This is a genomic window from Acidovorax sp. LjRoot194 (assembly GCF_964253015.1).
Taxonomy (GTDB): domain Bacteria; phylum Pseudomonadota; class Gammaproteobacteria; order Burkholderiales; family Burkholderiaceae_C; genus Acidovorax.
The window spans coordinates 4,526,552-4,551,703 of record NZ_CAXUQB020000001.1 but is presented as its reverse complement, the minus strand read 5'-3'; the positions used below and the strand labels follow the sequence as shown (position 1 = coordinate 4,551,703).

The window sequence follows — 25,152 nt, the reverse complement described above, 5'->3', positions numbered from 1 at the left end:
ATGGCCCGCTCGGATCAGCGCCGCATCAGCCCCGGCGCGCCGCCAGCGGTATCTCCACGAAGAATCCCACGCCCCGCCCACCCAGCCCCTGGCCCAGCCGCACTTGCCCGCCCATGCGCAGCGCGGCCTGGCGCACGATGGCCAGGCCCAGGCCGGAGCCGTTGGTGGCATGGTCCCCATCGTTGTGGCTACCGCTACCGGCCGCATGGCCCGGGCCGCGGTAGAAGCGTTCGAATACCTTGCCCTGCTCAGCGGTTGGAATGCCCGGCCCGTCGTCCTGCACCGCCAATTGCAGCGTTGTGCCACCGTCGTCCACCCGCAGGCCGACAGCCACCGTGCCGCCTGCGAGCGAGTAGCGCACCGCGTTGTCCAGCAGGTTGTGCACCACCGATTCCAGCGCGGGCAGGTCCAGCCGCGCAGTCAGGCTGTCGGGCGCGTCCAGCGACAGTTCGATCTGCCGGGCCATGGCCCGCGGCGCGGCCTGCGCCAGCGCGGCGCGCAGCCACTGCGCCACGTCCAGGTCGCGCGGGGCTGGGCGCTGCGCTTCATCGAGCGCGGCCAGGTCCAGCAGCTGCTGCGCCAGGTGCGAGGTGCGGGCGATGGCCTGCTCGAGGTGCGCCTGGGCCTGCGTGCGCTCGGCTTCGCTTTGCGAACGTGCCATGACGTGGGCTTGGGCGGTGATGACGGCCAGGGGCGTGCGGATCTCGTGGGCGGCGTCCTGCACGAAGGCGCGTTCGCGTTCGACTTTCTGGCGCATGCGGGCCAGCAGGGTGTCCAGGGACTGCTCCAGCGGTTTGAGCTCGCGGTGGCGGGCGTCGAAGCCCACAGGCTGCAGGTCGTCGTTGTTGCGCCGGGCAATGCGGCTGGCCAACTGCTGCAGCGGCTTGAGGCCGTTGCGCACCGACAGCCACACGGGCACCAGCACGAAGGGCATGGCCAGCAGCAGGTAGGGCAGGATGAAGCGGCCGTTGTAAGCCAGAAAGGCTGCATCCGTGCGCTTGGGCTCGAACACCTGCAAGGCCCACCGGGCGTTGTGGCCTGTGTAGATGCGGTACACGGTGCCCTCTGCGATGGCTTCGGTAATCACGCCCACCGCCTCCGGGTGCCTGGGGGGTAGATTCAGGGTCTTCAACTCATGCGAGGCAAACACCGGATTGCCGTCTGCATCACTGAGTGCGTGCAGTGTCTTGCCAGGAAAAATGCCAATCTGGCGGCGTCGTATGTAGGTCCACGTTTCGGTGGAGTCGATGGCCGCTGCAGCGTGTGCGGGGTCGGTCACGTCCTGCAGAGACACCAGCAGGGCGTCTCCGTACTTTTGCAGGCCCGGGTCGTTGGTGATGGTGTGTTTGTAGGTCATGAAGATGTAGCACAGCAACACCCCCCAGACCAGCACAAACGCCAGCAGCACCGATACCACGCTGCGGCGCACCAGGGTGGGCTCGGCCAGCCGCTGCCATCTGGCGTGCAATGTCGTGCGTGCGCTCATGCTTGAAGCAGGTAGCCCACGCCACGCACCGTGCGGATCAGCTCTGGCCCGATCTTGCGGCGCAGGTTGGACACATGCACTTCGATGGCGCCAAAGTCCACCGGCTCGCCCAGCGGGTCCAGCCGCTGCGCGATCACGCCCTTGGGCACCACGGCGCCAGGCTCGCGCGCAAGCTCCAGCAGCAGCTGAAACTCGCGCGGCGACAAGTCCAGCGCCTCGCTGCCACGCCGCACCTGGTGGCGCCGGGGCTCGATCACCAGCTCGCCCAGCACCCAGCGCTCGCTGGCCTGCCGCGCGCTGCGGCGCAGCACCGCGCGGATGCGCGACATCAGCTCGGCCGTGGCAAAGGGCTTGATCACAAAGTCGTCCGCGCCGCCGTCCAGTCCCGCCAGCCGGTCCTCCACCGCCGAGCGCGCGGTGATCACGATGACGGGCACCTGCTCCCCCTGCGCCCGCCAGCGCGCCAGCAGGTCGAACCCGCTGCCGTCGGGCAGCGTCAGGTCCAGCAGCACGCAGTCCACGGTGGTGGCATCCACTGTGGCGGGCGCGTCCACCGCGCGGCGCAGCCACTCGCTGGTCAGTCCCTCGACCTTCAGCGCGGACTGCAGGGCCCGGCCCAGGTCCAGGTCGTCTTCGATGAGCAGGATGTGCATGGGGGGATTGTGGCGGTTTGCACCACGGTTGGACGGGGCAACAGCATGTTGGCGCGCCGTCTTTGGCTGCGCTTAAGACACGCGCTGGACAATGACCGGAGGAGGGTAGGTATGAGAAAAATCAAGCGCCATGCCGCGATGTGGATGACTTGTCTGGCGGGCCATGCTGCGTGGGCCCAGGGTCAGGCCGAGGGAGCGGGCGCGCCCCCGCAATTGGAGGGCGTGACGGTGACGGCGCGCCGCTCGCTCGAGCAGCGCTTCTTTGCCGCGGGCTCGCTGGTGGTGGTGGACCGCAATGACATCGAGCAGATGGGCGCTTTCTCGGTGGCCGATGTGCTGCGTCAGTTGCCCGGCGTGCAGGTGACGCCGTCAGGGGACGGCAGTGTGGAGATTCGCATGCGCGGCATGGACCGTGGCGCGACCCAGTTGCTGGTGGATGGACAGCGCGTAGGCAGCAAGCGATCGCAGTTGCCCATCGACCAACTGCCGCCAGAGCTGATCGAGCGCATCGAGGTGGTGCGCGCGCCCACGGCGGAATTCTCAGGCGCTACGGGCGGCACCATCAACATCGTGCTGCGCCAAGCCACGGTCAAGCGCGAGACGGTGCTGCGCCTGACGGACAACCATGTGTGGGGGCGCAATGCGGGCCAGGCCTTCTTCTCGCGCACGGGTCCTATCGGCGCCACGCCGGCACAGGCTGGCGATGAGAGTGATGCAGCGCACAGCCCGCCGTGGTCGTACTTCGTGGCCGCGTCGGCCACAGGGCTGCTGCTGGGCTCGGACACCCACCGCAGCACGCAGCGTGCGGGTGCAGAAGTCGCCCAGTCGGACACCAGCGCTCGCTATCGACGCAATGACTATGCGTTGGTCCCGCGCGTCAGCGGTCGGCTGAGCGCGGAAGACCAGCTTACGCTGCGCGCAACGTTCAGCCGGGGCGAGTTTGCCGGCGAGTCGGTCGGCGTGGGCAGCGGTGATGGAACCTATGCGCTGAGTTCAAAGGAAGCACACCGCTACGAGCGCCGCTACCTGCAGGCCGCGGCCGACTGGACGCACCGCTTTGCCGCCAGCAAGCTCGAAACTACGCTGGCTGCGAGCCGGGCGAGCGACACCGTGGACCGCGATGGAACGCTGGTCCGCGCTGCGGGAATGGCGGGGGCCGCTGCAGTGACCGACAGCTACAGCTTTCTGGATGACCGGCGGGAGGACCTGGTGAGCCTGAGTACCAAGCTCACCGGCACCACCAGCGCTTTGCTCTGGAGCGTGGGTGCGCAGCTGGAAGACCGTCAGTTGCACGTCCGCACTACAGCGAGTGGCGATTTGCAGTCGAACACTGCGTTGGAGTCTGGAATCCGCCGCGCCGTACTGTGGGGGCAAAACGAATGGGAGCTTCCCGCCAACACCACGCTCACCCTCGGGCTGCGGGGCGAGCAGGTCACGCTCCATGGTGGTAGCTCGCTGGTGGCGGGCCAGAGGCAATGGAACATTTTGCAGCCCTCGCTGCACACGCGCACACCGCTGTCCGACGACCTGCAGTGGCGCGCCAACCTGGCCCGCGTGACGCAGTTGCCCCGCGTGTGGGACTTGGTCGATCGGACCATTCCCAGCCAGGGCAGCAACAGCCTGAGCAACCCCGATACCGTTGGCAACCCGAACCTGCGCCCTGAAGTGACGTGGACGCTGGACACAGGCTTCGAGCGCCGGCTGGCGGCGGGCCACATGGGCTTGAACGTTTTCGTGCGCAGGGTGAGCGATGCGCTCGCGCCCACGCTCCAGCTACAGGGCGCGCGTTGGGTGGAGCAGCGCAGCAACGTGGGCGACGCCATGGTCTGGGGCCTGGAGGCGGACGCCCGCACCGGCCTGGGTTGGCTGGGGCTGGCCAGCGACTGGACGCTGTCTGCCAACGCCAGCCTGCTGCAGTCGCGCATGACCAGTGGGCGCAACGAGGGCCAGCGCATTCCCGGGCAAGCCCGCTACATCGTCACGTTGAGTGCAGCCCGCCCTATGCCGCGCGGAGGCGGTTGGTACGGCGGCGCCACGCTGTCGATGACCGGGCCTGCAGATCAGAATGTCGACCCGGTGTTGGCGGGTCGCAGCCGTGCCCATGCGATGCTGGATGTGTACGTGGGGCAGTTGGTGCGAGGCCTGGGTTACTGGCGTCTCGGCATCTACAACGTAGGCGACGCGCGCTTTCGCCGCGACCGCGTAGATGCATCGGGCCCGGTGCCGCTACTGAGCACCAGCAGCATGCAGCTGACACAGCGCGTGTACCTGACGGTGGGCACGCAGTTCTGATCGTCGCCGGCAGCAGGTCATGCCCCTCACTGGCAGCTGAGCGGCTTAATCCCAAATGTCTATTGATCCCATTGAAACCATGGATGCCTCCAACGCTTTGATCGAAATGCGGCAGCTGTCTGCTGCCAATGCGTAGGTGTTTTCGTCGCTGCGCCGCGAACTGACAGCGGACAACCCGATACCCATGGGTCTCACGTTGGAAGAAGAACTGAGCCGCTCTCTGGACGGCTTCAGGGAGCAACTGGCGTATCCGGCGCCGAATGCCGTGTTCGGAGTCTTTTGCGATGGTGTGTTGGCGGGGACAGCAGCCGTGGCATGGCAGAGCAAATTCGCATCGTCTCGCCACAAAGTATTGTTGTGGGGCACTTTTGTTTCCCCACGGTTCAGACGCCGAGGTTTTGCGCGCAGGCTGGTTGTGCGGGCCATTGAGCACGCACGCGCTCAAGGTGCGCGGCGGATCAATCTCATGATGTATTTGCCCAACGATGCGGCGGCCCAGCTGTACCGGTCGCTGGGTTTCTCAACATACGGTGTGGAGCCGGAGGCAGTGTGTCTTGACGGGGTGTACTTCGACGCTGCGCTGATGAGCCTGCGGTTGGACTGAGCCCTGCGCGGGGCGGCGCTGTGACCTGCTCAGCCGTACAAGCGGCTTGCGGACAGAGCTTGCAAGGCGTTCTGGAGGTTTGCGCGCGCCTGTGCCTCATAGCGCTCGTGGAACCACTCCGAGCCATAAATCCGCGGCCGGTCCACAAACCCTTGCAGCACCGCGCTGCGGCCCGCCACGTAGCGCGGCCAGCGGACAAAGAAGTATTCACGCCGCACGTTGCGCTCGAACTGGCGGTAGACCGCATCGCTCTGGCCGAGGATGGACAGGTCGATGTCGACAACCCACTGTGCATCGCCGGTCAACGCACCGGGGCAGTGCCGCGTGTCGAGGATGTGCTGGTGCACGCGCACAACCATGGATTCGGGCAGACCCTGGCTGCGCAGAAAGCGCGCGGCCCATTCAGCGCTGCGTTCCTCGTTGTGCTTGCTCCACGGCCAGTAGACCGCATCGTGGTACCACAGCGCAAGGGCCACAGCATGGGGGTCTTGCAGGGCGTCGGGCTGCTGGTCTTGCACGGCCTGCAGATGCCGCAGGCAGGCCCACATGTGTGTGGTGTCGTGGTACGCACGGGGCCAGTGGGCCCAACTCAGGATCAGGCGGCGGCCCTCGGCGCGCCAAGTGTGGGTGTCGCGGCCCAGCGCCTGGCCCAGTGCGTTCCAGTGCGCCTGCAGTTCGGCGCTGTGGGCTGGTTGGCGGCGCCAGGGCATGGGACTTGCCGCTCAGGCAACCTTCCCGAGCAACAAGTACTCCATGAGTGCCTTCTGCACGTGCATCCTGTTTTCTGCCTCGTCCCACACCACCGACTGCGGCCCGTCGATCACATCGGCTTCGACCTCTTCGCCGCGGTGGGCGGGCAGGCAGTGCATGAAGAGGGCATCCGGCTTGGCGGCGGCCATCATCTCGGTGTCCACGCACCAGTCGGCAAAGGCTAATCTGCGCTCTTCGTTCTCGGCCTCGTAGCCCATGCTGGTCCACACGTCGGTGGTGACCAGGTCCGCGCCCTGGCAGGCTTCGAGCGGGTTGCTAAAGAATTGATAGCTGCCCGCGCTGATCCCGCGGGCGCCAGCGGCCAGTTTCTCGTCCACTTCGTAGCCGCGCGGGGTGCTTACATGCACCTTGAAGCCCAGCAGCGATGCTGCCTGCAGCCAGGTGTTGGCCATGTTGTTGCCGTCGCCCACCCAGGCCACGGTCTTGCCCTTGATGGCGCCGCGGTGCTCGATGAAGGTGAAGATGTCCGCCAGGATCTGGCAGGGGTGGTATTCGTTGGTCAGGCCGTTGATGACGGGCACGCGCGAGTTGGCGGCGAAGCTTTCGATCTTGGCCTGCTCGTACGTGCGGATCATCACCAGGTCGACCATGCGGCTGATGACCTTGGCGCTGTCTTCGATGGGCTCGGCGCGGCCCAGCTGGCTGTCGCCTGTGGTCAGGTGCACCACGGAGCCGCCCAGCTGGTACATGCCGGCCTCGAAGCTTACGCGGGTGCGGGTGCTTGCTTTTTCGAAGATCATGGCCAGCGTGCGGTCCACCAGGGGGTGGTGTTTTTCGTAGGCCTTGAACTTCTTCTTGATGAGCGCGGCGCGCTCGAAGAGGTACGCGTATTCGTCGGCGGTGAGGTCGTTGAACTGCAGGTAATGTTTCAGCGTCATGGCGTGCTTGCTCTTCATTCAGCCAGGATGGCTTTGACCAGCGGGGTCAGCTTGGCGACGATCTCGTCGGCCTCGGCAGTGGTGAGGATCAGCGGCGGCACCAGGCGGATCACGGTGTCGGCGGTGACGGACAGCAGCAGGCCAGCCTCGGCCGCGCGGGCGATCAGGGCGCCGCAGGGCTTGGCAAGCTCGATGCCCAGCATCAGGCCCTGGCCGCGGATGTCCTTGACGCCCGGCAGGCTGCCCAGCTCGCGCTGCAGCGCCGCGCGCAGGTGGTCGCCCACCTTGGCCGCGTTGGCCAGCAGGCCATCTTCTTCCATGATGCGGATGGTCTCGACCCCGGCGCGCATCGCCAGCGGGTTGCCGCCGAAGGTGGTGCCGTGGTTGCCGGGCTGCAGCACGTTGGCGGCCTTGGGGCCGGCCACCACCGCGCCGATCGGCACGCCCGAGCCCAGGCCCTTGGCCAGGGGCATCACGTCGGGCACGATGCCCGCCCATTGGTGGGCGAACCACTTGCCGGTGCGGCCCATGCCGCACTGCACTTCGTCGATCATCATGAGCCAGCCGCGCTCGTCGCACAGCTTGCGCAGCTGCTGCAGGTATTCGATGCGCATGCCGTTGATGCCGCCTTCGCCCTGGATGGTCTCGAAGAACACGGCCACCACGTTGGGGTTGCCTTCGGTGGCCTTCTTGATGGCCTCGATGTCGTTGAGCGGCACGCGGATGAAGCCTTCAACCAGTGGGCCGAAGCCGTTGTGGATCTTGGGGTTGCCGGTGGCCGACATGGTGGCGATGGAGCGGCCATGGAACGCCTTCTCGTACACCACGATCTCGGGCTTGGCGATGCCCTTGTCCACGCCGAACTTGCGGGCGATCTTGAGGGCCGCCTCGTTGGCTTCGAGGCCCGAGTTGCAGAAGAACACGTTCTGCATGCCCGACAGCTCCACCAGTTTGGCGGCGAGCTGCTCTTGCAGCGGCACGTGGTAGTAGTTGGAGGTGTGGATCAGCTTGGTGAGCTGGTCCTGCAGCGCGGGCACGAGCTTGGCATGGTTGTGGCCCAGCGTGTTCACGGCGATGCCGCCCAGGCCGTCCAGGTATTCCTTGCCGTTGACGTCCCAGACTCGGCTGCCCTGACCGCGGGCCAGCGCGATGGGGACGCGGCCATAGGTGTTCATCACGTGGGGCGAAGCTGCCGGGGTGGTAGCGGTCATGCAGAAATCTCCTGACGGTGCGGTGAATGGGCTGCCCTGTTGGGATCAAAGCCCGAGAAAGCGAAGCACGATTCTAGGGGGAGCACGGTGAACGGCTGTTGACGATTGCGCATTACTGCAATGCCGTGCGTTGGCAGCAGTCCGGGCCTGATTCCCGGTGCCGGCCGTGGATTAGAGGGGTAGCTCTTATATAAGAGTTAGAATGTCGCGTTGCGGTGCAGCATGCAGTGATCCTGCCTTGGGGCGCCCTTACTACCACTCCAATCCCCCGATGGTTTCCCCCTCCTCCAAAGAAGTCTTCATCCAGGGCATCACCCACGACGGGAAGACCTTTCGCCCCAGTGACTGGGCCGAGCGGCTGGCCGGGGTGATGAGCAGCTTTCGCCCTGGCGGAGCGCGGCCTGGCAGCCATCTGAGTTATTCGCCCTGGTGCATCCCCACCACGATGAACGGCGTGAAATGCGTGGTGGTGCACCGCGACCTGCGCGACCACGAGCCCATGGCCTGGGATTTCGTCATCAACTTCGCACGCGACAACGATCTGCAGGTGGCCGAGGCCTGCCTGCTGCCCGACCCGCCGCCCAAGGGCTGAAGCCGCGCAGCGCCGGGGTTCAGCGCTGGGCGTTGCTGCCCGCAGGGCCCGCGCGCAGCAAATGGTCTGCCTGCAGCCTGTTCATCCAGGCTTTTTCCACGAACGGGTCCGTCACGCCGTAGTGGCCGTGCTTCACACGCATGAGCAGGTTGGCCGAGGTCATCATGCCGATGATGCCCTGCACCTCCTGGGCAGTGACATCGCGGCCGATCTGCACCGCGTAGGCCTTGAGCGCTTCGCCGGTAAACACACCCTTCACGTCGCCGCCGATGCTGCAGATGCGCGAGAACACCGCCTCCGCCAGCGGGCCCATGGCCTCCACCTTCTGCAGCTCCACATCGGCCGCTGCGGCGCCCAGCGACTGGGCAATGGTGGGCAGGTGCTCGTCCGGCAGGGCATCGGCGGGCAGGCTGCGCAGCACGTTCAGCGCCTTCATCAGCTCCTCGGGCCGGCTGCCCATGCTACGAAAGGCGGCTTCGGTGATGTCGGCCGAAGGCAGCATGGCGCCCAGCTGCGGGCGGACCTGCTCCAGCACGTAGTCGATGAAGTCCCGCCCCAGCACCGGAAACTCGTTGGTCACCGCGCCGTTGAAGGCCTGGTTGCCCTTGAGCGTGAGCTCCTGCACCCGCGCGCGGTGCGAGCCGGTGCCGATGAACAAGAAGTAGCCAGGGGTGTCGGGGCGGGTGTTGATGGCGTCGCGCGCGGCCTTGAGCGCGTGCAGCAGGTGGTCGCCGTCGGCGCTGCCCAGTGCGTGCTGCACCTCGTCGATGATGAGCACCACGTCCGTTCTGGCTTGGTCGATCAGTGCCTCGAAGGCGTGGGCCAGGGTGGTGCCGTCGTCCTTGCCCACGTCGGCCAGCTTGAAGCCGAACTTGAACCCCGCCGCCCCGGCTTCGACGCTGGCGACCTGTTGGAGGCGCTTCAAGATGCCCGAGCCGGGCGTCTGCAGCTCCTTGAGCGTCTTGCGGATGGCCTCGTGCACCAGGTCCGCCGGGTTGGCCTGGGGCTGGCTCCACAAATCCACATAGACCACGATGGCGCCCAGCGCCTCGAGCGCAGGGATGAGGTCGGTCGCGAGGAACGTGGTCTTGCCCACCCGGCGCTGGCCCGACAGGAACAGCCCGGAGCGCAGGGACGTGTCCAGGAACGAGGGCCTGAGCAACTGCGTGGCCATCTGCTCGGCAAGGGCGGTGCGGCGGAACGTCATGGTTTATGGATTTTTATGAAATTCCAATAATTATGATCAATCCATAATTTGGCGTAAAGCCTGATAACGTGCATTCTGGAGCGACGGCTTTGGATACGGAGCGCCAAACCGGCGCAAAACGTTCGGAAACGAAAAAACCGCCCGAAGGCGGTTTTTTCGTTTGCTGGCAGCGCACCCGTTACAAACGGCGAACGGCACATGCCGTTCGGGCTGTTTGCCTGAAGTGAATCAGGCGGAAAATGAGTTTTAAGCGGCTGCCAGAGCCAGGGTCTTCACCTTGGCAGACAGACGGCTCTTGTCGCGAGCAGCCTTGTTCTTGTGGAAGATGCCCTTGTCGGCCACGGAGTCCACCACGGCTTGCATCTTGGCGAACAGTTCGGTCGCCTTGGTCTTGTCGCCAGCCAGAACAGCCTTTTCGACGTTCTTGACAGCGGTACGGTACTTGGAGCGCAGCGAGGTGTTGGCTGCGTTCAGCTTGGTGTCCTGACGGACGCGCTTGCGGCCCGACGCCAGGCGCGGGTTCTTCTTCTTGGGTTTAGCGGATGCCATGATTTAGTTCCTTGAGTCTGAGGATGATGCCAGCAAAGCCCGCGATTATAGCCCAGACCGGGTTTCAGCTGCCACCGCACTCAAAAACCGGCGCAGCGCCATCGACTGCGCACCCAGGGCGTGGGCTTGGCCGTGCCGCCCGATGCGTCCCCACTGGGGTGAAGCCGCGCAGCGGCACAGGGGGAATACACTCCAGCGGTGTCATTGCTCAAAGCCGCCTCCACCGTTTCCCTGCTGACCCTGGCCTCCCGTGTGACGGGACTCATGAGCCAATTGCTCATGGCCTCGATGTTCGGGGCCAACGCGCTGACCGACGCCTTCCAGGTCGCCTTCCGCATCCCCAACCTGTTCCGGCGGCTGTTTGCCGAAGGGGCGTTCAGCCAGGCCTTCGTGCCGGTGCTGGGCACCGCCAAGACGCAGCAGGGCGAGGAAGCCACGCACAAGCTCATCTCCGCGGTGGCCACCGCCCTGGCCTGGGTGTTGCTGCTGGTATGCATCCTGGGCGTGGTCGGCGCGCCGCTGCTGGTATGGGCGCTGGCCAGCGGCCTGCGCCAGAACGCCGAGGCCTACGACGCAGCGGTGCTGATGACGCGCTTCATGTTCCCGTACATCGGCTTCATGTCCATGGTCGCGCTGTCGGCGGGCATCCTCAACACCTGGAAGCACTTCGCCGTGCCCGCCGCATCGCCCGTGCTGCTCAACGTGTGCATGATCGCCGCGGCCTGGCTGGGTGCGCCGCAGCTGGAGGCCCGCGGCATCGAGCCCATCTACGCCATGGCCGGCGGTGTGATGCTGGGGGGCGTGCTGCAGCTGGCCGTGCAGATACCGGCCCTGGTGCGCCTGGGGCTCATGCCGCGCATCGGCGTCACCTGGGGCACCGTGCGTGCCGCCTGGGCCGACCCCAGCGTGCGCCGCGTGCTCACGCTCATGGGGCCGGCGGTGCTGGGCGTGGGGGTGGCGCAGATCTCGCTCATGATCAACACGCAGATCGCCTCGTACCTGGCGCCGGGCAGCGTGACCTGGCTGTTCTATGCGGACCGGTTGATGGAATTCCCCACCGCGCTGCTGGGCGTGGCGCTGGGCGTGGTGCTCACCCCACAGCTCACGGCGGCCAAGGCGGCGGGCGATGCCGAGAAGTACTCGGCCATGCTCGACTGGGGCCTGCGCATCGTGGTGCTGCTGGCCGTGCCCTGCGCGGTGGCGCTGCTGACCTTTTCCACACCGCTGGTGGCCACGCTGTTCCACTACGGCAAGCTCACCGACGACGATGTGGGGCAGATTGCGCTCGCGCTGTCGGGCTACGGCGCCGGGCTGATCGGCATCGTCGCCATCAAGGTGCTGGCGCCCGGCTACTACGCCAGCCAGGACGTGCGCACGCCCGTGAAGATCGCCATTGCCGTGCTGGTCATCACGCAGTTGCTCAACATCGCGCTGGTGCCTTTCATCGCCCACGCGGGCCTGGCCTTGTCGATTGGCCTCGGGGCCCTGGTCAACGCGCTGTGGCTGCTGATCGGCCTGCTGCGGCGCGGCAGCTACCAGCCGCTGCCGGGCTGGGGCATGTTCGCCTTGCAGGTGATTGCCGCCAGCGCCTTGCTGGCCGTGCTGCTGCTCTGGGGCTCGCAGCATTTCGACTGGGTGGACATGAAGGGGCAGACCCTGCGGCGCATAGGGCTGCTGGCGGCGCTCATGGCGGCCGCTGCCGCGCTGTATTTCGGCGCGCTGTGGGCGGCGGGGCTCAAGCTGCGCCAGTTGCTGCGGCGCTGATGCCGGTGATGCTGGTAACAGCCTGGCAAAACCTGGGTTTGTGCAGCTTGACGCCAGGGCAGGGTGCACTTACAACAACGCCATGCCCCTGAGTCTTTCCGTGCCCACCTCGCTCGAGTACTTTGCATCGCTGGTGCAGAGCGACGACCACTTTCCGCTGCTGGAAGCCGCCGCCAGCCTCGCCCAGGACGAGTACCCCGAAATGGACGTGCAGCTGCTGCTGGGCGACATGGACCAGTTGCTCGCGCGCACCAAGCGCCGCCTGCCGGTCGATGCGCCCGCGCTGCAGCGCCTGCGCACGCTCAACCAGTTCTTCTTTGCCGACCTGGGCTTTGCCGGCAACATTAACAACTATTACGACCCCGAGAACAGCTACCTCAACGCCGTGCTGCGCACGCGCCGGGGCATTCCGATCTCGCTGGCCATCCTGTGGATGGAGCTGGCCCAGGGCCTGGGCCTGCACGCGCGTGGCATTGCCTTCCCGGGGCACTTCATGGTCAAGGTACTGCTGCCCAAGGGGCAGGTGGTGCTCGACCCGATTTCGGGCCAGTCGCTCAGCCGCGAGGAGCTGTCCGAGCGGCTGGAGCCCTACAAGCGCCAGAGCGGCCTGGTGGACGACTACGACGTGCCGCTGGGCCTGTACCTGCAGGCCGCCACACCGCGCGACATCATTGCGCGCATGCTGCGCAACCTGAAGGAGGTGCACCGCACCCAGCAGGACTGGCAGCGCCTGATCTGCGTGCTGGACCGCCTCATCGTGCTGCAGCCACAGTCCTGGGGTGAGTGGCGCGACCGGGGCCTGGCGCATGCCGAACGCGGCAATACTGCGGAGGCCGTGGTGGACCTGGAAACCTACCTCGACCATGTCGAGGACGGCCTTGACATCGACCTGATCTCCGACCGCCTGAGCGCCTTGCGCAGCGCGGGCTGACCTGCAGCAGCGCAGGCAGGCAGACCTGCCGCCTGCGCGCCGGGCACCCTGGGGTCAGCGCCGAACGAAACCCGTGCCTAGAACGGCGCGCCGTCTGCTGGCAGGGCCGCCTGCAGTTGAAACAGCTGCCGGCGCAGTTCGGTGTTCTCAGCCGTGAGTTCGGCCACGCGGTGGCGCAGTGCCTGCAGTTCATCAGCGCCTGAGCTTGCGCCTGCGCCAGCGCCTGCACCAGTATCGGCGTCAGCGCCTTCGGCCTCTGGCAACGGGGCGTCTTCCTTGGGCTTGCGCTTGTTGAGTTCACGCACGCGCTTGGCGGCCTGCTTGAGCTCGTCCTTGCCCGCCGCCACGGCGGCCACCTGCTCCTCGGCAGGCAGCGTGGCGACGGCGGCAGCGGCGTTGATGGAGATGGTGCCGGACTTCACCGCGGCCACCAGCTCGGGCGCGGCCTGCTTCTGGATCTTTTCGATCATCACCACCTGGCTGCTGCTCAGCCGGGCGGCCTTTGCGATGGCCTCGCGGCTGCTCAACGGGTCGGGCGCGGGCAGTGCGGCCATCGCTTCGGGGGCGGCTGCGGACGCATCGGTTGTGGCATTGGCGGCCGACTCAGTGGTTTCGTCCGCCGTGGTGGCGCGGGCCTTGCGGTCCGCGATGATCTCGCGCTTGCGCAGCGCCAGCACGCCGCGCTGGAAGTCGGACACGCTGCGGCGCCCCAGGTGCTGGTCGATCATCCACAGGTGGACGTCTTCCATCGACTGAAAACGCGGGTTCTGCACGGTCTGAAAGGGCAGGCCGTGCTTTTGGCAGATGCCATAGCGGTTGTGGCCGTCCACCAGCACATCGCCCCACAGCACCAGCGCATCGCGGCAGCCTTCGGCCAGGATGCTGCGCTCCAGGGCCTCGTGCTCGTCGGGGGTCAGGGGTTCGATATAGGCTTTGAGTTCTTCGTTGACGACGATGTTCATGGCAGGCAGGGCTGGGCTGGGGAGTGCGAATCGGAGGCGGGCAAGGGGCGCGATTGTAGACATGCCCGGCCACAGGCCCCGCGCAATCGCCCCGCTGCGCTGATGCGGCAGCTCAGCGGCCGCTGACCCTTCGCTCACCGGTCGCGCGCATCCCGCAGCGCCAGCCAGCCTGCCACGGCCGTGAAGGCCACCACCACGGCCACGATGATCCAGAAGCCGTGCGGCTCGTCCGCCAGCGGCACGCCGCCCACGTTCATGCCGAACAGGCCCGCCAGGATGTTGATGGGCAGGGCCAGCACCGTGACCACCGTCAGCACGAACAGGCTGCGGCTGTTGGCCTCCTGTACGCTGGCAGCAATCTCTTCCTGCAGCAGCTTGATGCGCTCCTGCAGCCCCTGCATGTCGCGCAGTACCACCGAGAACTCTTCGGTCGAGTCGCGCAGCTCCTGCGCGTCGTCCGCCCCCATCCAGGCGGGCGGGTGCTGCAGCAGCCGAAAGAGCGCCGCAGGCTCCGGCGCCAGCAGCCGCTGCAGGCGTACCAGCAGCCGCCGCAGCACGCCCAGGCGGGCGCGCTTGTGGTCCAGGCGGCCTGCCAGCAGTGCGTCTTCCACATCGTCGATGCGCTGCGTCACGCCACGCACGATGTTCACCAGGCCCGACGCCTGCGTGCGCATCAGCTCGGCCAGCAGCCCCACGCTGGAGCGCGGCGCCTGCCCGCTGCGCACCGCCGTGCGCAAGGCATCCACCGACCGCAGGGGGCGCGTGCGCCCCGTCACCATCAGGTGCGGCGCCACGCTGGTCCACAGCGTGGCGATGTCCGAAGGCTCGAACGCGAAGTCGAAGTGCGCATCGTTGAGCACCGCGATCAGCGTGTCGTCGTCGCGCTCGATGCGGGTGGAGACCGAGCGGTCCTTGAGCGCGTCGAAGAACGCTTCGGGCAAGTTGGCGTGCCGCTCCATCCAGCGCACGGCCTGGGCCTGGCTCAGGTTGAAATGCAGCCACAGGAACTCGCCCGGGGCTGCGGCAGCGGTGCCCTGCGCCTGCAAGGCCAGCCACTGGGCGGCTTGCACGGAGTCCACCTCGCGCGGCAGGGCGTCGTCGCCCAGCAGATAGCCGCAGATGAGACCTGCGGCATCGCCGCCGTAGTTGAGGCTGGCGTGAAGGGCGCCCGGAACAGGCGGGCTGGGGGGAGCGGGGGTTGCAGGGGTGGGCACGGACGTGCATGATGGTGCGCAGTTGTGACGCTGCCGTGACAAATCACGCGGTTGTCATTCAACTGTCACGACAGCGTCACCAGCCGAAGACACCATGGCGCTCTTTGTGTGAAGACCCTGACGCCCATGCTCTACAACAACGCCCTCGACACCCAGGAACTGATGCAGCGCATCGCCAACGACCTGATCGACAGCTACGACGAAGAACTGGAGCTGGAGATCGAAGACCGCGAGGTGGACGACATCGGCGCGCCCACGGCCGCCGACAAGCTCGCCCGCCAGCAGTATTTCAAGGAACTGTTCCGCCTGCAGGGCGAACTGGTCAAGCTGCAGGACTGGGTACAGCACAGCCGCGAGAAGGTGGTGATCCTGTTCGAGGGGCGCGACGCCGCGGGCAAGGGCGGCGTGATCAAGCGCATCACCCAGCGCCTGAACCCCCGCGTGGCCCGCGTGGCGGCGCTGCCCGCACCGAACGACCGCGAGCGTACGCAGTGGTACTTTCAGCGCTACGTGGCACACCTGCCCGCTGCGGGCGAGATGGTGCTGTTCGACCGCAGCTGGTACAACCGCGCCGGCGTGGAGCGCGTGATGGGCTTTTGCTCGGACGACGAGTACGAAGAGTTCTTCCGCACCGTGCCCGAGTTCGAGAAGATGCTCGTGCGCTCGGGCATCCGCCTCATCAAATACTGGTTCTCCATCACCGACGAGGAGCAGCACCTGCGCTTTCTGGGCCGCATCCACGACCCTTTGAAGCAGTGGAAATTGAGCCCCATGGACCTGGAGAGCCGCGTGCGCTGGGAGGCCTACACCAAGGCAAAGGAAACCATGCTCGAGCGCACCCACATCCCCGAAGCCCCCTGGTGGGTGGTGCAGGCCGTCGACAAGAAAAAGGCGCGGCTGAACTGCATCGCGCACCTGCTGTCGCAGATGCCGTATGAAGAGGTGCCGCACCCCACCGTGGTGCTGCCCGAGCGCGTGCGCAACCCCGAATACCTGCGCCAGCCCGTGCCTGCGTCGATGTACGTGCCAGAGGTGTACTAAGGCGCCTGGCTCAGGCAATTGAGCGGCGGGCGGTGGGTGATTCCAGTTGGCCGGCTGCCTGAGTGCCCGCTGTATGGCTCGATAGCCGGCTCGACTGCTTGACCTGTTGATTGCTTTGCAAGTTGGCTAGCTCGCCAGTTGGCAGATCGGCAGGTCGGCCAGTTGCGTGTCCAGCAATCTATCGCGGAGCTACTATTTTTATAGCATCTACCGATTGTTCACCCAGCGGTAGAGCCCTAAAAAGGGCAAAGTCCAGTGCGCGCTACGCCGCAGCCCTGAGCATCAGGATCGTCGAGATCACATCCCGCACCTTGAAGGGCTTGAGCAGCACGCGCCGCACCTGCAGGGCCTTCATCTGCACGGCGGTGGAGGCGTCGACCTGATCGGTGGTGACGGCCACCGGCACCTGGGCGTCCACCGCGAACTGGGCGCTGCGCACCCGCTCCAGCAGGGCCACCGCTTCGGCCACCTCATCCAGCGACACGATGACGCCCGAGAAGCCTTTGTTCGTCAACTGCTGCTGCGCATTGCGCACGCTGTTGACCTGGCGCACCGGCGGCAAATTCAGCTGGCGCGCGGTGGCCACGATGATGCTGCCGGTCAGCGAACTGGGCTCGACCAGCAGGATGTCTTGCGATTGCGGGCTTTGGCTCATGCGGCGTTCTCCTCGCTGGCGCGTCGCACCAGCTCTTCCACGGCCAGGTCGCGCAGTGAGCCCAGGATGGCCAGGTCCACCTCGTCCAGCTGGCGCGGTGTGCGGTCGATGAGGCACAGCGTGCCGATGTTCTGCCCGCCCGGCATCTTGAGCGGCGCACCCGCGTAGAACTGGATGTGCGGCTCGCCGGTGACCAGGGGGTTGTCGGCAAAGCGGTCGTCCAGCGCCACGTCTGGCACGACCAGGGTCTCGTCCTGCAGGATGGCGTGGCCGCAGAACGAGATGCCGCGCCCGGTCTCGCACACGTCCAGCCCGACTCGGGCCTTGAACCACTGCCGGTCTGCGTCGATGAGCGACAGCAGCACGATGGGCATGTCGAACTCTTCGGCAGCAAAGGCCGTGAGCCGGTCGAAGCGTTCTTCGGGCGGCGTGTCCAGGATCAGCAGCTGGCGCAGGGCCTGCAGGCGGTCATCCTCGTTGGCGGGGCGAGGGGGCTCTTTCATGGCGGTGTGGGGGCAGCAGTCGCGATGGCGCCAATTATGGCCGTGGCTGCGGCCACTGCGCGGGCACCCGGTGGGTCAGTGGGGTTGACCCCGGCCCGCGCCCTGGGAGGGCGTGCCGCCCCGGCCGAACTGGTGCCAGGCGCGGCGCAGCTGCGTGTCGGAGCTGAAGCCCGCCATCTGCGCCGCCTGCGTCACGTTGCGCCCGGACTGCAGCGCCGCCTCGGCCGTGGCCAGGCGGATGCGGCGCAGGTAGGCCAGCGGGGCGATGCCCGCATGCTCCAGAAACAGCCGCGTGAGGTGCCGCGGCGACGTGTGCGCCACCTCGGCCATGGCGGGCACGCTCCACTCGGCCTGCGGCTGCTGGCCCACGGCGTCCTGCACGCGGTGCAGGGCGGCGTGCAGGTGGTTGCGGTGGTGCAGAAACGGCGAGAACTGCGGGTCGTCCGGCCCGCGGCGCAGCACGATGACCATGGCCTGCGCCACCTGCACCGCCACCGTGGGGCCGCAAAGGTCCGAAATGCGGTGCAGCAGCAGGTCGATGCCGGTGGTGACGCCCGCGCTGGTGTACACCGGTCCGTCGGTCACGAACACGCGGTTGGCGGCCACGTCGCAGCGCGGGTCCACCTCGGCCAGCTCGTCCAGGTGCAGATGGTGCGTGGTGGCGTGCCGCCCGGTCAGCAGCCCCGCGTGCGCCGCCAGCACGGCACCCGCGCACACGGTCACCAGCTCCAGCTGCCCGACCGCCAAGCGCAGGCCGCGCAGCCAGTGCAGCAGCGCCTGGGCCTCGTGGCCGCTCACGTCGATGCGCTGGCCGACCAGGCCGACCAGCACCACCCACGCCGGGCTGGGCAGCGTGTCGGGCAGCGGTGCCAGCCCGCTGATCGCGACCCCCACCGACGAGAGTGACTCGGGCGTGGGGCTCACGAAGTGCTGCACGAATCGCTCGGGCAAGCCGCGCGCGCGCAAGGTCTGGTTGGCGATGCGCAGTGCCTCGGCCGGGCCCGCCCAGTCCAGCACCAGGCTGCCGGGCAGCAGGGCGAAGTAGACGTGGATGGGGGTGGGTGGGGTCAGGGCTGCGGGTTCCATGGCGTGTCCAATTGGCGGGCAGTGCGCTTTGACAGCGCCTCGCTCACCAGGCGCGTCACCAGGTGCAGGCTCATGTCGATGCCCGCGCTGATGCCGGCCGATGTGACCAGGGCGCCCCGGTCCACCCAGCGCACATTCTCCCGCACGTCGAGCGCTGGAAACTGCGCGCGCAGGTCGGCAATGTCTTCCCAGTGCGTGGTCACAGGTCCGTCGGTGACCACGCCGGCCGCCGCCAGGATGAACGCGCCGGTGCACACCGACGCCGTGATCTGCGCGCCGCGCGCCGCCTGCGCCACCCAGGCACGGGTCTGGGCGCAGGCTGCGGCGGCATCCACCACGCCGCCGGGCACGATGAGCACGTCGGGCGCCGTGGCGGTGGTGAAGTCGGCGTCCGGCAGCACGCGCAGGCCGGCGCGCGCCTGCACGGGCGCCAGGCTGCGGGCCACGCACTGCACGGCAAACGGCGCGGGTGCGCCGGGCTGCAGGCGCTGCTGCATGCGGGTGGCGGTGGTGAACACTTCGTAGGGGCCACCCAGGTCCAGCGCTTCCACCTCGTCGAAGACGAGGATGGCGATGTTCAGGGGGTGCGGAGCTGCAGTGATTGAGGTCATGGCTGTGGTGAAGTCGAAGAAAAGACGTAGCGCGGGTAGGTGGCCTGCGCGGCGGCCGGGGCCTGCAGGTCCAGGTCGACCGTGCAAAAGGGCTGTGCGGGCGAGGTGCGCGCCAGCAGCACACCGTCGGGGCTGATGACCCAGCCTGCGCCGCCGTAGGTGCCGGCGGCGGTGTCCACGCGGTTGGACGACAGGCTGTACGCCCCGGTGCGTGCGGCGGCCACGGTGCCCACGGCCAGCCACTTTGCGGTGGTGGCGGCGGCTGTGGCGCGGGGCGAGAGGATGGCCTGCAGGCCGCCCAGCGCGGCATAGTCGCCGTAGGTGTCCAGCGCCCAGAGTTCGGAACAGATGTTGAGCCCGAACGCGAGCGCCCCGGCGTTAAAGCGGGGAAAGGCAGCGTCGCCGCGCTCGAACCAGTGCGCCTCCCAGCCGCCCGGCTCGTCGGGCAGGTGGAACTTGCGCCGCAGCGGCGTGTAGCCGCCCAGGCGCGACCAGGCAAAACCTTCGTTGAGGCGACGCCCGTCCACCGTGACAGGGCGCGCGCTCACCACCCAGTCGGCGCCCAGTTCGTGTAGGCGCTCCTGCCACGCATCGCTCAGTGCCACGGCGGCATCCCAGCGGGCGGGGTCCGGGGGCAGGGTCTCCCACACGGGCTCTACGAACGCGAACTCGGGCAGCAGCACCAGCGCCGACTGCTCGGCATGGGTGTGCGCGCACAGCGCCGCCCAGGCGGGGTCGAGCAGTGCGGGGAGGTGGGGGAGTTCACAGACGGTGGTGCGCATGGCGGTGGGTCCTGGTGTGTAGGTTTCTGGGTGATCCATCGGGCATCCGTCCTGCGTCATCACGGTGCCATCACTATGGGACATCGCAGTGAGACCGGGCGGATGCCATCGTTCAAGGCATGGCGCCAATGGTGCCTGGCCTGCAGGAGCAAGTCCGAACCCCGTGGGACATGTTTCGATCAATTTGGGACATCCCGCAGGCCCGATGGGCAGACCGGTCGCGCGCCACCGTCCACAGCGCAGTTGAAGGACTTGGAATATGGCAAAAAATGGCCTCTACCGCTTACCTGGAAAGCGCTGACAGCTATCAAATTAATAGTCGATGCGCGCAGGGCCCGAGATGCTGTTAAGGTGGCTAGGGTTTTCCCTTATCTGTCGATCACGTCTTTCTGCAGCGTGCTCTTCACCGGGGACTCCCCGACACCGCCTCTGCCACTGCCTCTACCGCTTCATCCACACCCATGGCCCGACGTTCACGCATGTTCTCCCTGTCAGCGCTGACGCGGGCGTACCAGCGCAACCTCAAGGCCCTGGTGCGCGCCACGGGGCCGGTGCGCACGCCCAAGAAGAAGGTGGTCAAGGTGGTGGCACCCCTGCGTGCAGCAGCTGTGGCATCGGCGCTCGCACCCGCAGCCCCCCGCAGTGCCACCAGCCGCGCCCGCAAGCCCCGCGTGCCTGCAGTGCGGGGCGAATGGCTGGCCGGCGTGGCGCCGGGGCCAGCCGGGGCGCGTCGCTACCACCTCTTCGTGCCGCCAGGGCTGGTGGCGCGGCCTGGCGAGACCTTTCCGCTCCTGGTGATGCTTCACGGCTGCGGCCAGACGGGGCGCGACCTGGCCGTGTCGTCGCGCATGAACCGGCTGGCCGCGCGCGAGCGCTTTCTGGTGCTGTACCCCGAGCAAGAGCGCGTGGCTAATGCGCATGGCTGCTGGAACTGGTTCGAGCGCCGCAGCGGCAAGGCCGAGGCCGAAGCAGCCACGCTCCTGGCTGCCGTCGACAAAGTGGCGAGCCGCCACCCCGTGGATCTCTCGCGCGTGGCCGTGGCCGGTTTGTCAGCGGGTGCGAGCATGGCGGTGCTGATGGCGGCCACCTACCCGCACCGGTTCTGCGCCGTCGCCATGCACTCGGGCGTGGCTCCGGGTACGGCGGAGTCCGCGGCCACTGCCATGGCGGCGATGGGCGGGCGGCGCGAGGCGCAGCTGCCGGAGCCCGTGACGGGGGCCCTGCCCCCCGTGGCTGCAGCGCCCGCCGGGCGCGCACGGCCAGCCATGGCCCGCCCTGCCAAGGTGGCCCGCACCACGGCGGCCGCAGCTGTTGCGGTGCCGGCCGTACTGCCCCCTTTGTTGTTGTTGCATGGCGATGCCGACAACGTGGTGTCGGTGCGCAACGCCACGGCCACGGCGGCGCTGTGGGCCGAGAAACTGGGCGCACGTCCCGGGGCGGCGCGCACCCTGCAGCGCGGCCAAAGGCATGCCACGCAGGTCACCGAATTCAAGGCCCGCGGACGCACCGTGGTGGCCCTGCGTGAAGTGGTGGGGCTGGCCCATGCGTGGAGCGGCGGCGCGGCCGACCAGCCGTACAGCGACCCGGTGGGGCCCGATGCCTCAGCCCTGATCTGGGCCTTTGTCGCCAAACAGTTCGATCGCAGAAAAGTTTGATAAAAAAGAGCGCCTACCGCTTGATAGGTAAGCGCTGATAGCTATATTTTTAATAGCAAGAGGCGGTTGGTGCCTTGCGCGATGCGTGGCTTGATGGCTTGTCTGTGTCCATGCTGGGCCGGGCAGGTTAAGCCAGGGCAGGCCAGGGCAGCGCAGTGACCGGGCGGGCAACGCTGCAACGCATCCCCGATCGAGACACGCTTGCCCTCAAGCCCTCCGTTCACCGCAACTGGCGCGGCGCTCCCGCAGCGGGCAGGGCGGGCGCCCCAGGACTGCCACCGTGTTCTGCCTGCAGCTGAAAGGCCGCCACCACCTGCTGCAGGTCGTTCGCCTGCTGCTGCAGCGCGGCAGCCGCCGCGGTGGCTTCCTCGACCAGCGCCGCGTTCTGCTGCGTGCCCTGGTCCATCTGCGCCACGGCTTGGTTGATCTGCTCGATGCCGTCGGTCTGCTCGCGGCTGGCCTGGCTGATCTCTTCGATCACCGACGACACGCGCTGCACGCTGTCCACCACGTTCTGCATGGTGGTGCCGGCCTCGTGGGCCAGCTGGGTGCCCTGCTTGACCTCTTCGGCCGACCGGCTGATGAGCGCCTTGATCTCCTTGGCCGCCTCGGACGAGCGCTGCGCCAGGCTGCGCACCTCGCTGGCCACCACCGCAAAGCCCCGGCCCTGTTCGCCTGCGCGCGCGGCCTCCACCGCGGCGTTCAGCGCCAGGATGTTGGTTTGGAATGCGATGCCCTCGATCACCCCGGTAATGTCCGACACCTTGCGCGACGACGCGTCGATGGAGCCCATGGTCTGCACCACTTTTTCGACCACCGCGCCGCCCTGGCGCGCCACCTCGGAGGCCGACTGCGCCAGCACGCTGGCCTGGCGCGCGTTGTCGGCGTTCTGCTTCACGTTGGACGTCATCTCTTCCATCGACGCGGCCGTTTGCTCCAGCGCGCTGGCCTGCGACTCGGTGCGGCCGGACAGGTCGTGGTTGCCCAGGGCGATTTCGCGCGATGCACTGGCGATGTGCTCTGTGCCCTCGCGCACCCGCTGCACGATGCGGTGCAGGCTATCGCGCATGGCCTGCATGTCCAGCATCAGGCTCGACTGGTCGCCCGTGCGGGTGTTCACGTCCACCGACAGGTCGCCCTCGGAGATGCTGCGCGCGATGGTGCGGGCATAGCCAGGCTCGCCGCCCAGTTGGCGCAGCAGGTTGCGCGAGATCAGCGTGCCCACCACCAGCAGCGCCGCGCCCAGCGCCAGTGCGATGGCGCCAAAGCCCAGCGCGCGCTTATAGATGGCCGCATCCACGGTGTCGATGTACACGCCCGAGCCGATTACCCAGCCCCAGGGCGCAAAGCCTTTGACGTACGACGTCTTTTCCACCGGCTTGTCGCTGCCCGCCTTGGGCCACAGGTAGGGCACGAACCCCGAGCCGTTGGCCTGCACCGTGCGCACAAAGTCCACGAACAGCTGCTTGCCGTTGGGGTCCTTGTTGGCCGTCAGGTCCTGGCCGTTGAGTTCGGGGCGCACCGGGTGCATCACCATGCGCGGGTGCATGTCGTTGATCCACACGTACTCGTTGCCGCTGTAGCGCACCGCCTGGATGGCGGCCGCCGCGCGCTTGCGGGCCTCGTCGTCCGGCATGCCGCCCTTGGTGCTCAGCTCATGAAAGTGCGTGGCGATGCCGTGCGCGGCCTCCACCACCTGGCGCACGCCGGTCTGGCGCTCCTCCAGGATGAGCCTGCGCTCGGAGACCAGGAACCACGCCGTCATCACCACGATGCCCAGGATGGCGCTCAAGACCAGTAAGGCCAGTTTTCTTGCAATGGTCATCGACAGCCTTTGTCTGCGGCAGAGAAGGCCGCGCCATGGCAGGTTACTGCTGGATACATCCAGCCCCGCTCGGAACAAACCCGCATGGATGCTGGCTGGGCATGCGGATCTCAATCCAGCCGATTCGAATATCGCTTGATACAACATCGACTCAATAAATACCGGAAATCATTCACTCTAATGTGCCAGGCAAAGTGTAATCGTCGCAGAACCTTTATAAACGGCATGTACGGCTTCTGCCTTTATCGCAACGACGTTTTGACCCTCTCTTTGTTGCTCCTCAGTACATGCAGGAATTACCTTTACAATTTCCGCCAAACGTTTTAGCGTGCCTGCATTTGCTTCGATCAGGCCATCATTGCGGCCCACTGAGTAATAGGCATCTTTTGTATAATAATATGTTATTAAAGCAATTGACGAAATTGCAAAGAAAATGCTTAAAAATATCAGAATTACTTTGCGCACGTACACCTCCGAATAACGCTTTGTTGGTCAGGTCTGAAACCCCATTTGTTTTCGATGACTCCACTGGGAGAAGCCGAGATGGTCGTGGTTGAACTTGTGGCGATTCCCACGTGCCCACCAGAAGCGACCAAGTCGCCAGGTTGGGCAGGTCCTGACACAGTAGGCCATCCGGGCACTTGATAGCCAGGCTTTGAGAGTTCGCCAGCACCAGGCGGGTATTTTTCAAGAAGTCGGGATAGCGGACTTCCACCCATATTAGGCAGGCTATAGCCTGAATTCTCATATTGGGTGTCCGCAAAAAGATTGCATTTATAAGTGCCTGAACCAAAGCCACTATTGATATCGCGCCTGTCAGCCTGTTGACTCCAGTCGCGTTTATCCAAGCGCGCGCTATTGATCAAATCAGTAGGACTGCCACAGGGGCACAGGCCAAGAGCATCAGCATACTTTAGTGGATTACTCGCCGCATATGAAAAATTATTAATTCCTCCTTGTAATCCTATGGGATCCTGAGTCACATACCGTCCCACCCCTGGGTCGTAGTAGCGGAACCGGTTGTAATGCAGCCCGGTCTCCGCATCAAGTTGCTGCCCCTGCAAGCGAATGGGTTGATGTATGCAGCGGGGGTTGTACTCCTGCTCGATCTCCCCCCAGGCACCGTACCGGGCCGCCCAGCTCACCTGTCCAGCCTCTTGTCCGTTGGCGTCCACCAGCGCAATGGGTGTGCCCAAGTGGTCCGTCACGAAGTGCCGGATGGTCAGCGGGTGGGTATCTTCGATGTGGGCTTGGGTGTCCTTGATGAGCTGCAGCGACTCTTGCACTTGGCTTCGCATCTCCTGCGGCAGCAAGGCGGACAGCTGGTAGCCCGGTTGCAGGACCTCCTTCAGCGCTTGGTGCAGCATCTCTTGGTCGCATTGCTGCAGCTCTGGTTCTTGCGCTTGTGCGTCGCCGCTGCCGGCCAGGGCCAGCAAGGTTTTGACGGGGTTGGTCTGCCCATCTTTGTGGCGCTCGATCTGCAGCAGCGGCACAAAGCTGCCCGGCTCGTACACCGTGTGCTGGATATGGCCGTGGGATTGGGTGTGCACCAGCCGGTCCCCATCCCAGCCGTAGTGGGTGGCTTGGCTTTCCTCGTCAGTCTGTTGGTGTGTCTTGCTCACCCTGCGTCCGAACGCGTCGTAACGGTAGGTGGTTTTGCTTTGCACCTGTCCTTGCGGGTCGATCCGTGTGACTTGCCTGAGTTGGTGCAGGCCGTCGTAATGCAGGGCGGTGGTGCTGCCATCGCCGTGGCGCGCCTCCGTGCGGTTGCCCCAGTCGTCATACCGGTAGTGGATGGCGCCTTCATCATCTGCGCCCTGGCTCCAGCCGATGCGGTTGTCTTGCCAGCGCTCCACGTGCTCTGTGGCAGGGTTGTCCGT

24 protein-coding genes are annotated in these 25,152 nt (G+C 66.5%); 7 read left to right on the top strand and 17 right to left on the bottom strand.

The annotated features are described in order from the left end of the window. Window positions 1-25 precede the first annotated feature (25 nt). Window positions 26-1,486 carry a sensor histidine kinase gene (locus ACSQ3N_RS20680; protein ID WP_056167885.1) on the bottom strand — a complete coding sequence of 487 codons (1,461 nt, stop codon included), beginning with the start codon at window positions 1,484-1,486 and terminating at the stop codon, window positions 26-28. Beyond that, window positions 1,483-2,139, bottom strand: coding sequence for a response regulator (locus ACSQ3N_RS20675; RefSeq protein WP_056167888.1), 657 nt, complete (start codon window positions 2,137-2,139; stop codon window positions 1,483-1,485). The genes ACSQ3N_RS20680 and ACSQ3N_RS20675 overlap by 4 nt, the downstream gene beginning before the upstream one ends. 111 nt (window positions 2,140-2,250) lie before the next feature. Here ACSQ3N_RS20675 and ACSQ3N_RS20670 point away from each other — a divergent pair, with 111 nt between their 5' ends. Further along, the gene (locus ACSQ3N_RS20670) at window positions 2,251-4,431 is read left to right on the top strand and encodes a TonB-dependent receptor plug domain-containing protein (RefSeq protein ID WP_162241079.1); all 2,181 of its coding nucleotides are present in this window, start codon (window positions 2,251-2,253) and stop codon (window positions 4,429-4,431) included. A 196-nt stretch (window positions 4,432-4,627) separates the two neighbouring features. Next, window positions 4,628-5,035: an N-acetyltransferase family protein gene (locus ACSQ3N_RS20665; RefSeq protein WP_436147317.1), complete on the top strand. Its 408-nt coding sequence runs from the start codon at window positions 4,628-4,630 to the stop codon at window positions 5,033-5,035. 29 nt (window positions 5,036-5,064) lie between these two features. Here ACSQ3N_RS20665 and ACSQ3N_RS20660 read toward each other — a convergent pair whose 3' ends face one another. From ACSQ3N_RS20660 to ACSQ3N_RS20650, 3 genes are read right to left on the bottom strand one after another with little or no spacing between them, the layout of a single operon-like run. Then, a complete protein-coding gene (locus ACSQ3N_RS20660; RefSeq protein ID WP_056167898.1) occupies window positions 5,065-5,745 on the bottom strand; it encodes an HD domain-containing protein in 681 nt (226 codons plus the stop codon). A 12-nt stretch (window positions 5,746-5,757) separates the two neighbouring features. Further along, complete coding sequence (argF, locus tag ACSQ3N_RS20655; protein ID WP_436147316.1) at window positions 5,758-6,684, bottom strand: ornithine carbamoyltransferase; 927 nt, start codon at window positions 6,682-6,684, stop codon at window positions 5,758-5,760. A gap of 14 nt (window positions 6,685-6,698) precedes the next feature. Continuing rightward, entirely contained in the window at window positions 6,699-7,895 is a 1,197-nt protein-coding gene (locus ACSQ3N_RS20650) for an aspartate aminotransferase family protein (RefSeq protein WP_056416922.1), read from the bottom strand. A gap of 271 nt (window positions 7,896-8,166) precedes the next feature. On the opposite strand from ACSQ3N_RS20650, the gene ACSQ3N_RS20645 reads away from it, so the two are divergent. After that, the gene (locus ACSQ3N_RS20645; RefSeq protein ID WP_056167907.1) at window positions 8,167-8,487 is read left to right on the top strand and encodes a DUF3579 domain-containing protein; all 321 of its coding nucleotides are present in this window, start codon (window positions 8,167-8,169) and stop codon (window positions 8,485-8,487) included. A 19-nt stretch (window positions 8,488-8,506) separates the two neighbouring features. On the opposite strand, the gene ACSQ3N_RS20640 is transcribed toward ACSQ3N_RS20645, so the two are convergent. Both ACSQ3N_RS20640 and rpsT read right to left on the bottom strand, forming a co-directional pair. Next, a complete protein-coding gene (locus ACSQ3N_RS20640) occupies window positions 8,507-9,694 on the bottom strand; it encodes an AAA family ATPase (protein WP_436147315.1) in 1,188 nt (395 codons plus the stop codon). Between the two features lie 246 nt (window positions 9,695-9,940). After that, a complete protein-coding gene (gene rpsT, locus ACSQ3N_RS20635) occupies window positions 9,941-10,243 on the bottom strand; it encodes a 30S ribosomal protein S20 (protein WP_056167912.1) in 303 nt (100 codons plus the stop codon). 198 nt (window positions 10,244-10,441) lie between these two features. Here rpsT and murJ point away from each other — a divergent pair, with 198 nt between their 5' ends. Further along, entirely contained in the window at window positions 10,442-12,007 is a 1,566-nt protein-coding gene (murJ, locus tag ACSQ3N_RS20630) for a murein biosynthesis integral membrane protein MurJ (RefSeq protein ID WP_056416930.1), read from the top strand. Window positions 12,008-12,089: 82 nt separating this feature from the next. Further along, on the top strand, window positions 12,090-12,938 hold the full coding sequence (locus ACSQ3N_RS20625) for a SirB1 family protein (RefSeq protein ID WP_436147314.1): 849 nt from the start codon (window positions 12,090-12,092) through the stop codon (window positions 12,936-12,938). 77 nt (window positions 12,939-13,015) lie between these two features. Here the strand turns inward: ACSQ3N_RS20625 and ACSQ3N_RS20620 are convergent, their stop codons facing one another. Together ACSQ3N_RS20620 and ACSQ3N_RS20615 are read right to left on the bottom strand one after the other, a co-directional pair. Continuing rightward, window positions 13,016-13,900 carry a hypothetical protein gene (locus tag ACSQ3N_RS20620; protein ID WP_056167921.1) on the bottom strand — a complete coding sequence of 295 codons (885 nt, stop codon included), beginning with the start codon at window positions 13,898-13,900 and terminating at the stop codon, window positions 13,016-13,018. 134 nt (window positions 13,901-14,034) lie between these two features. After that, window positions 14,035-15,114, bottom strand: a complete 1,080-nt coding sequence (locus ACSQ3N_RS20615) for a transporter (protein ID WP_156372070.1) — start codon at window positions 15,112-15,114, stop codon at window positions 14,035-14,037. A gap of 126 nt (window positions 15,115-15,240) precedes the next feature. Between ACSQ3N_RS20615 and ppk2 the strand changes: the two genes are divergently transcribed. Then, a complete protein-coding gene (gene ppk2 / locus ACSQ3N_RS20610; RefSeq protein WP_056169174.1) occupies window positions 15,241-16,155 on the top strand; it encodes a polyphosphate kinase 2 in 915 nt (304 codons plus the stop codon). A 262-nt stretch (window positions 16,156-16,417) separates the two neighbouring features. On the opposite strand, the gene ACSQ3N_RS20605 is transcribed toward ppk2, so the two are convergent. The 5 genes from ACSQ3N_RS20605 to ACSQ3N_RS20585 all read right to left on the bottom strand — a co-directional run bounded on the left by ACSQ3N_RS20605 (window position 16,418) and on the right by ACSQ3N_RS20585 (window position 19,792). After that, window positions 16,418-16,810: a hypothetical protein gene (locus tag ACSQ3N_RS20605; protein ID WP_056167923.1), complete on the bottom strand. Its 393-nt coding sequence runs from the start codon at window positions 16,808-16,810 to the stop codon at window positions 16,418-16,420. Next, the gene (locus tag ACSQ3N_RS20600) at window positions 16,807-17,313 is read right to left on the bottom strand and encodes a GAF domain-containing protein (protein ID WP_056167926.1); all 507 of its coding nucleotides are present in this window, start codon (window positions 17,311-17,313) and stop codon (window positions 16,807-16,809) included. Before ACSQ3N_RS20600 ends, ACSQ3N_RS20605 begins: the two co-directional genes overlap by 4 nt. A 75-nt stretch (window positions 17,314-17,388) precedes the next feature. Next, window positions 17,389-18,399: a GlxA family transcriptional regulator gene (locus tag ACSQ3N_RS20595; RefSeq protein WP_056167929.1), complete on the bottom strand. Its 1,011-nt coding sequence runs from the start codon at window positions 18,397-18,399 to the stop codon at window positions 17,389-17,391. After that, complete coding sequence (locus tag ACSQ3N_RS20590) at window positions 18,381-19,010, bottom strand: DJ-1/PfpI family protein (protein WP_056167932.1); 630 nt, start codon at window positions 19,008-19,010, stop codon at window positions 18,381-18,383. The genes ACSQ3N_RS20595 and ACSQ3N_RS20590 overlap by 19 nt, the downstream gene beginning before the upstream one ends. After that, window positions 19,007-19,792, bottom strand: a complete 786-nt coding sequence (locus tag ACSQ3N_RS20585) for a carbon-nitrogen hydrolase family protein (protein WP_056167934.1) — start codon at window positions 19,790-19,792, stop codon at window positions 19,007-19,009. Before ACSQ3N_RS20585 ends, ACSQ3N_RS20590 begins: the two co-directional genes overlap by 4 nt. Before the next feature lie 461 nt (window positions 19,793-20,253). On the opposite strand from ACSQ3N_RS20585, the gene ACSQ3N_RS20580 reads away from it, so the two are divergent. Beyond that, the gene (locus ACSQ3N_RS20580; protein WP_056167938.1) at window positions 20,254-21,447 is read left to right on the top strand and encodes an extracellular catalytic domain type 1 short-chain-length polyhydroxyalkanoate depolymerase; all 1,194 of its coding nucleotides are present in this window, start codon (window positions 20,254-20,256) and stop codon (window positions 21,445-21,447) included. 220 nt (window positions 21,448-21,667) lie between these two features. Here ACSQ3N_RS20580 and ACSQ3N_RS20575 read toward each other — a convergent pair whose 3' ends face one another. From ACSQ3N_RS20575 to ACSQ3N_RS20565, 3 genes are all read right to left on the bottom strand, one after another. After that, window positions 21,668-23,272, bottom strand: a complete 1,605-nt coding sequence (locus ACSQ3N_RS20575; RefSeq protein ID WP_056167941.1) for a methyl-accepting chemotaxis protein — start codon at window positions 23,270-23,272, stop codon at window positions 21,668-21,670. 177 nt (window positions 23,273-23,449) lie between these two features. Beyond that, window positions 23,450-23,737: a hypothetical protein gene (locus tag ACSQ3N_RS20570; RefSeq protein ID WP_156372071.1), complete on the bottom strand. Its 288-nt coding sequence runs from the start codon at window positions 23,735-23,737 to the stop codon at window positions 23,450-23,452. Further along, window positions 23,725-25,128 carry an RHS repeat-associated core domain-containing protein gene (locus ACSQ3N_RS20565; RefSeq protein ID WP_436147313.1) on the bottom strand — a complete coding sequence of 468 codons (1,404 nt, stop codon included), beginning with the start codon at window positions 25,126-25,128 and terminating at the stop codon, window positions 23,725-23,727. The genes ACSQ3N_RS20570 and ACSQ3N_RS20565 overlap by 13 nt, the downstream gene beginning before the upstream one ends. Between the last annotated feature and the right edge of the window lie 24 nt (window positions 25,129-25,152).

What these genes read in the sequence shown, in the direction of transcription:
- ACSQ3N_RS20590 (WP_056167932.1), bottom strand. Translation starts at nt 19,010, where the DNA reads ATGACCTCAATCACTGCAGCTCCGCACCCCCTGAACATCGCCATCCTC.
- ACSQ3N_RS20605 (WP_056167923.1), bottom strand. Translation starts at nt 16,810, where the DNA reads ATGAGCCAAAGCCCGCAATCGCAAGACATCCTGCTGGTCGAGCCCAGT.
- ACSQ3N_RS20580 (WP_056167938.1), top strand. Translation starts at nt 20,254, where the DNA reads ATGGCCCGACGTTCACGCATGTTCTCCCTGTCAGCGCTGACGCGGGCG.
- ACSQ3N_RS20660 (WP_056167898.1), bottom strand. Translation starts at nt 5,745, where the DNA reads ATGCCCTGGCGCCGCCAACCAGCCCACAGCGCCGAACTGCAGGCGCAC.
- ACSQ3N_RS20620 (WP_056167921.1), bottom strand. Translation starts at nt 13,900, where the DNA reads ATGAACATCGTCGTCAACGAAGAACTCAAAGCCTATATCGAACCCCTG.
- ACSQ3N_RS20625 (WP_436147314.1), top strand. Translation starts at nt 12,090, where the DNA reads ATGCCCCTGAGTCTTTCCGTGCCCACCTCGCTCGAGTACTTTGCATCG.
- rpsT (WP_056167912.1), bottom strand. Translation starts at nt 10,243, where the DNA reads ATGGCATCCGCTAAACCCAAGAAGAAGAACCCGCGCCTGGCGTCGGGC.
- ACSQ3N_RS20575 (WP_056167941.1), bottom strand. Translation starts at nt 23,272, where the DNA reads ATGACCATTGCAAGAAAACTGGCCTTACTGGTCTTGAGCGCCATCCTG.
- ACSQ3N_RS20600 (WP_056167926.1), bottom strand. Translation starts at nt 17,313, where the DNA reads ATGAAAGAGCCCCCTCGCCCCGCCAACGAGGATGACCGCCTGCAGGCC.
- ACSQ3N_RS20645 (WP_056167907.1), top strand. Translation starts at nt 8,167, where the DNA reads ATGGTTTCCCCCTCCTCCAAAGAAGTCTTCATCCAGGGCATCACCCAC.
- ACSQ3N_RS20675 (WP_056167888.1), bottom strand. Translation starts at nt 2,139, where the DNA reads ATGCACATCCTGCTCATCGAAGACGACCTGGACCTGGGCCGGGCCCTG.
- ppk2 (WP_056169174.1), top strand. Translation starts at nt 15,241, where the DNA reads ATGCTCTACAACAACGCCCTCGACACCCAGGAACTGATGCAGCGCATC.
- ACSQ3N_RS20670 (WP_162241079.1), top strand. Translation starts at nt 2,251, where the DNA reads ATGAGAAAAATCAAGCGCCATGCCGCGATGTGGATGACTTGTCTGGCG.
- ACSQ3N_RS20680 (WP_056167885.1), bottom strand. Translation starts at nt 1,486, where the DNA reads ATGAGCGCACGCACGACATTGCACGCCAGATGGCAGCGGCTGGCCGAG.
- ACSQ3N_RS20640 (WP_436147315.1), bottom strand. Translation starts at nt 9,694, where the DNA reads ATGACGTTCCGCCGCACCGCCCTTGCCGAGCAGATGGCCACGCAGTTG.
- ACSQ3N_RS20650 (WP_056416922.1), bottom strand. Translation starts at nt 7,895, where the DNA reads ATGACCGCTACCACCCCGGCAGCTTCGCCCCACGTGATGAACACCTAT.
- argF (WP_436147316.1), bottom strand. Translation starts at nt 6,684, where the DNA reads ATGACGCTGAAACATTACCTGCAGTTCAACGACCTCACCGCCGACGAA.
- ACSQ3N_RS20585 (WP_056167934.1), bottom strand. Translation starts at nt 19,792, where the DNA reads ATGCGCACCACCGTCTGTGAACTCCCCCACCTCCCCGCACTGCTCGAC.
- ACSQ3N_RS20595 (WP_056167929.1), bottom strand. Translation starts at nt 18,399, where the DNA reads ATGGAACCCGCAGCCCTGACCCCACCCACCCCCATCCACGTCTACTTC.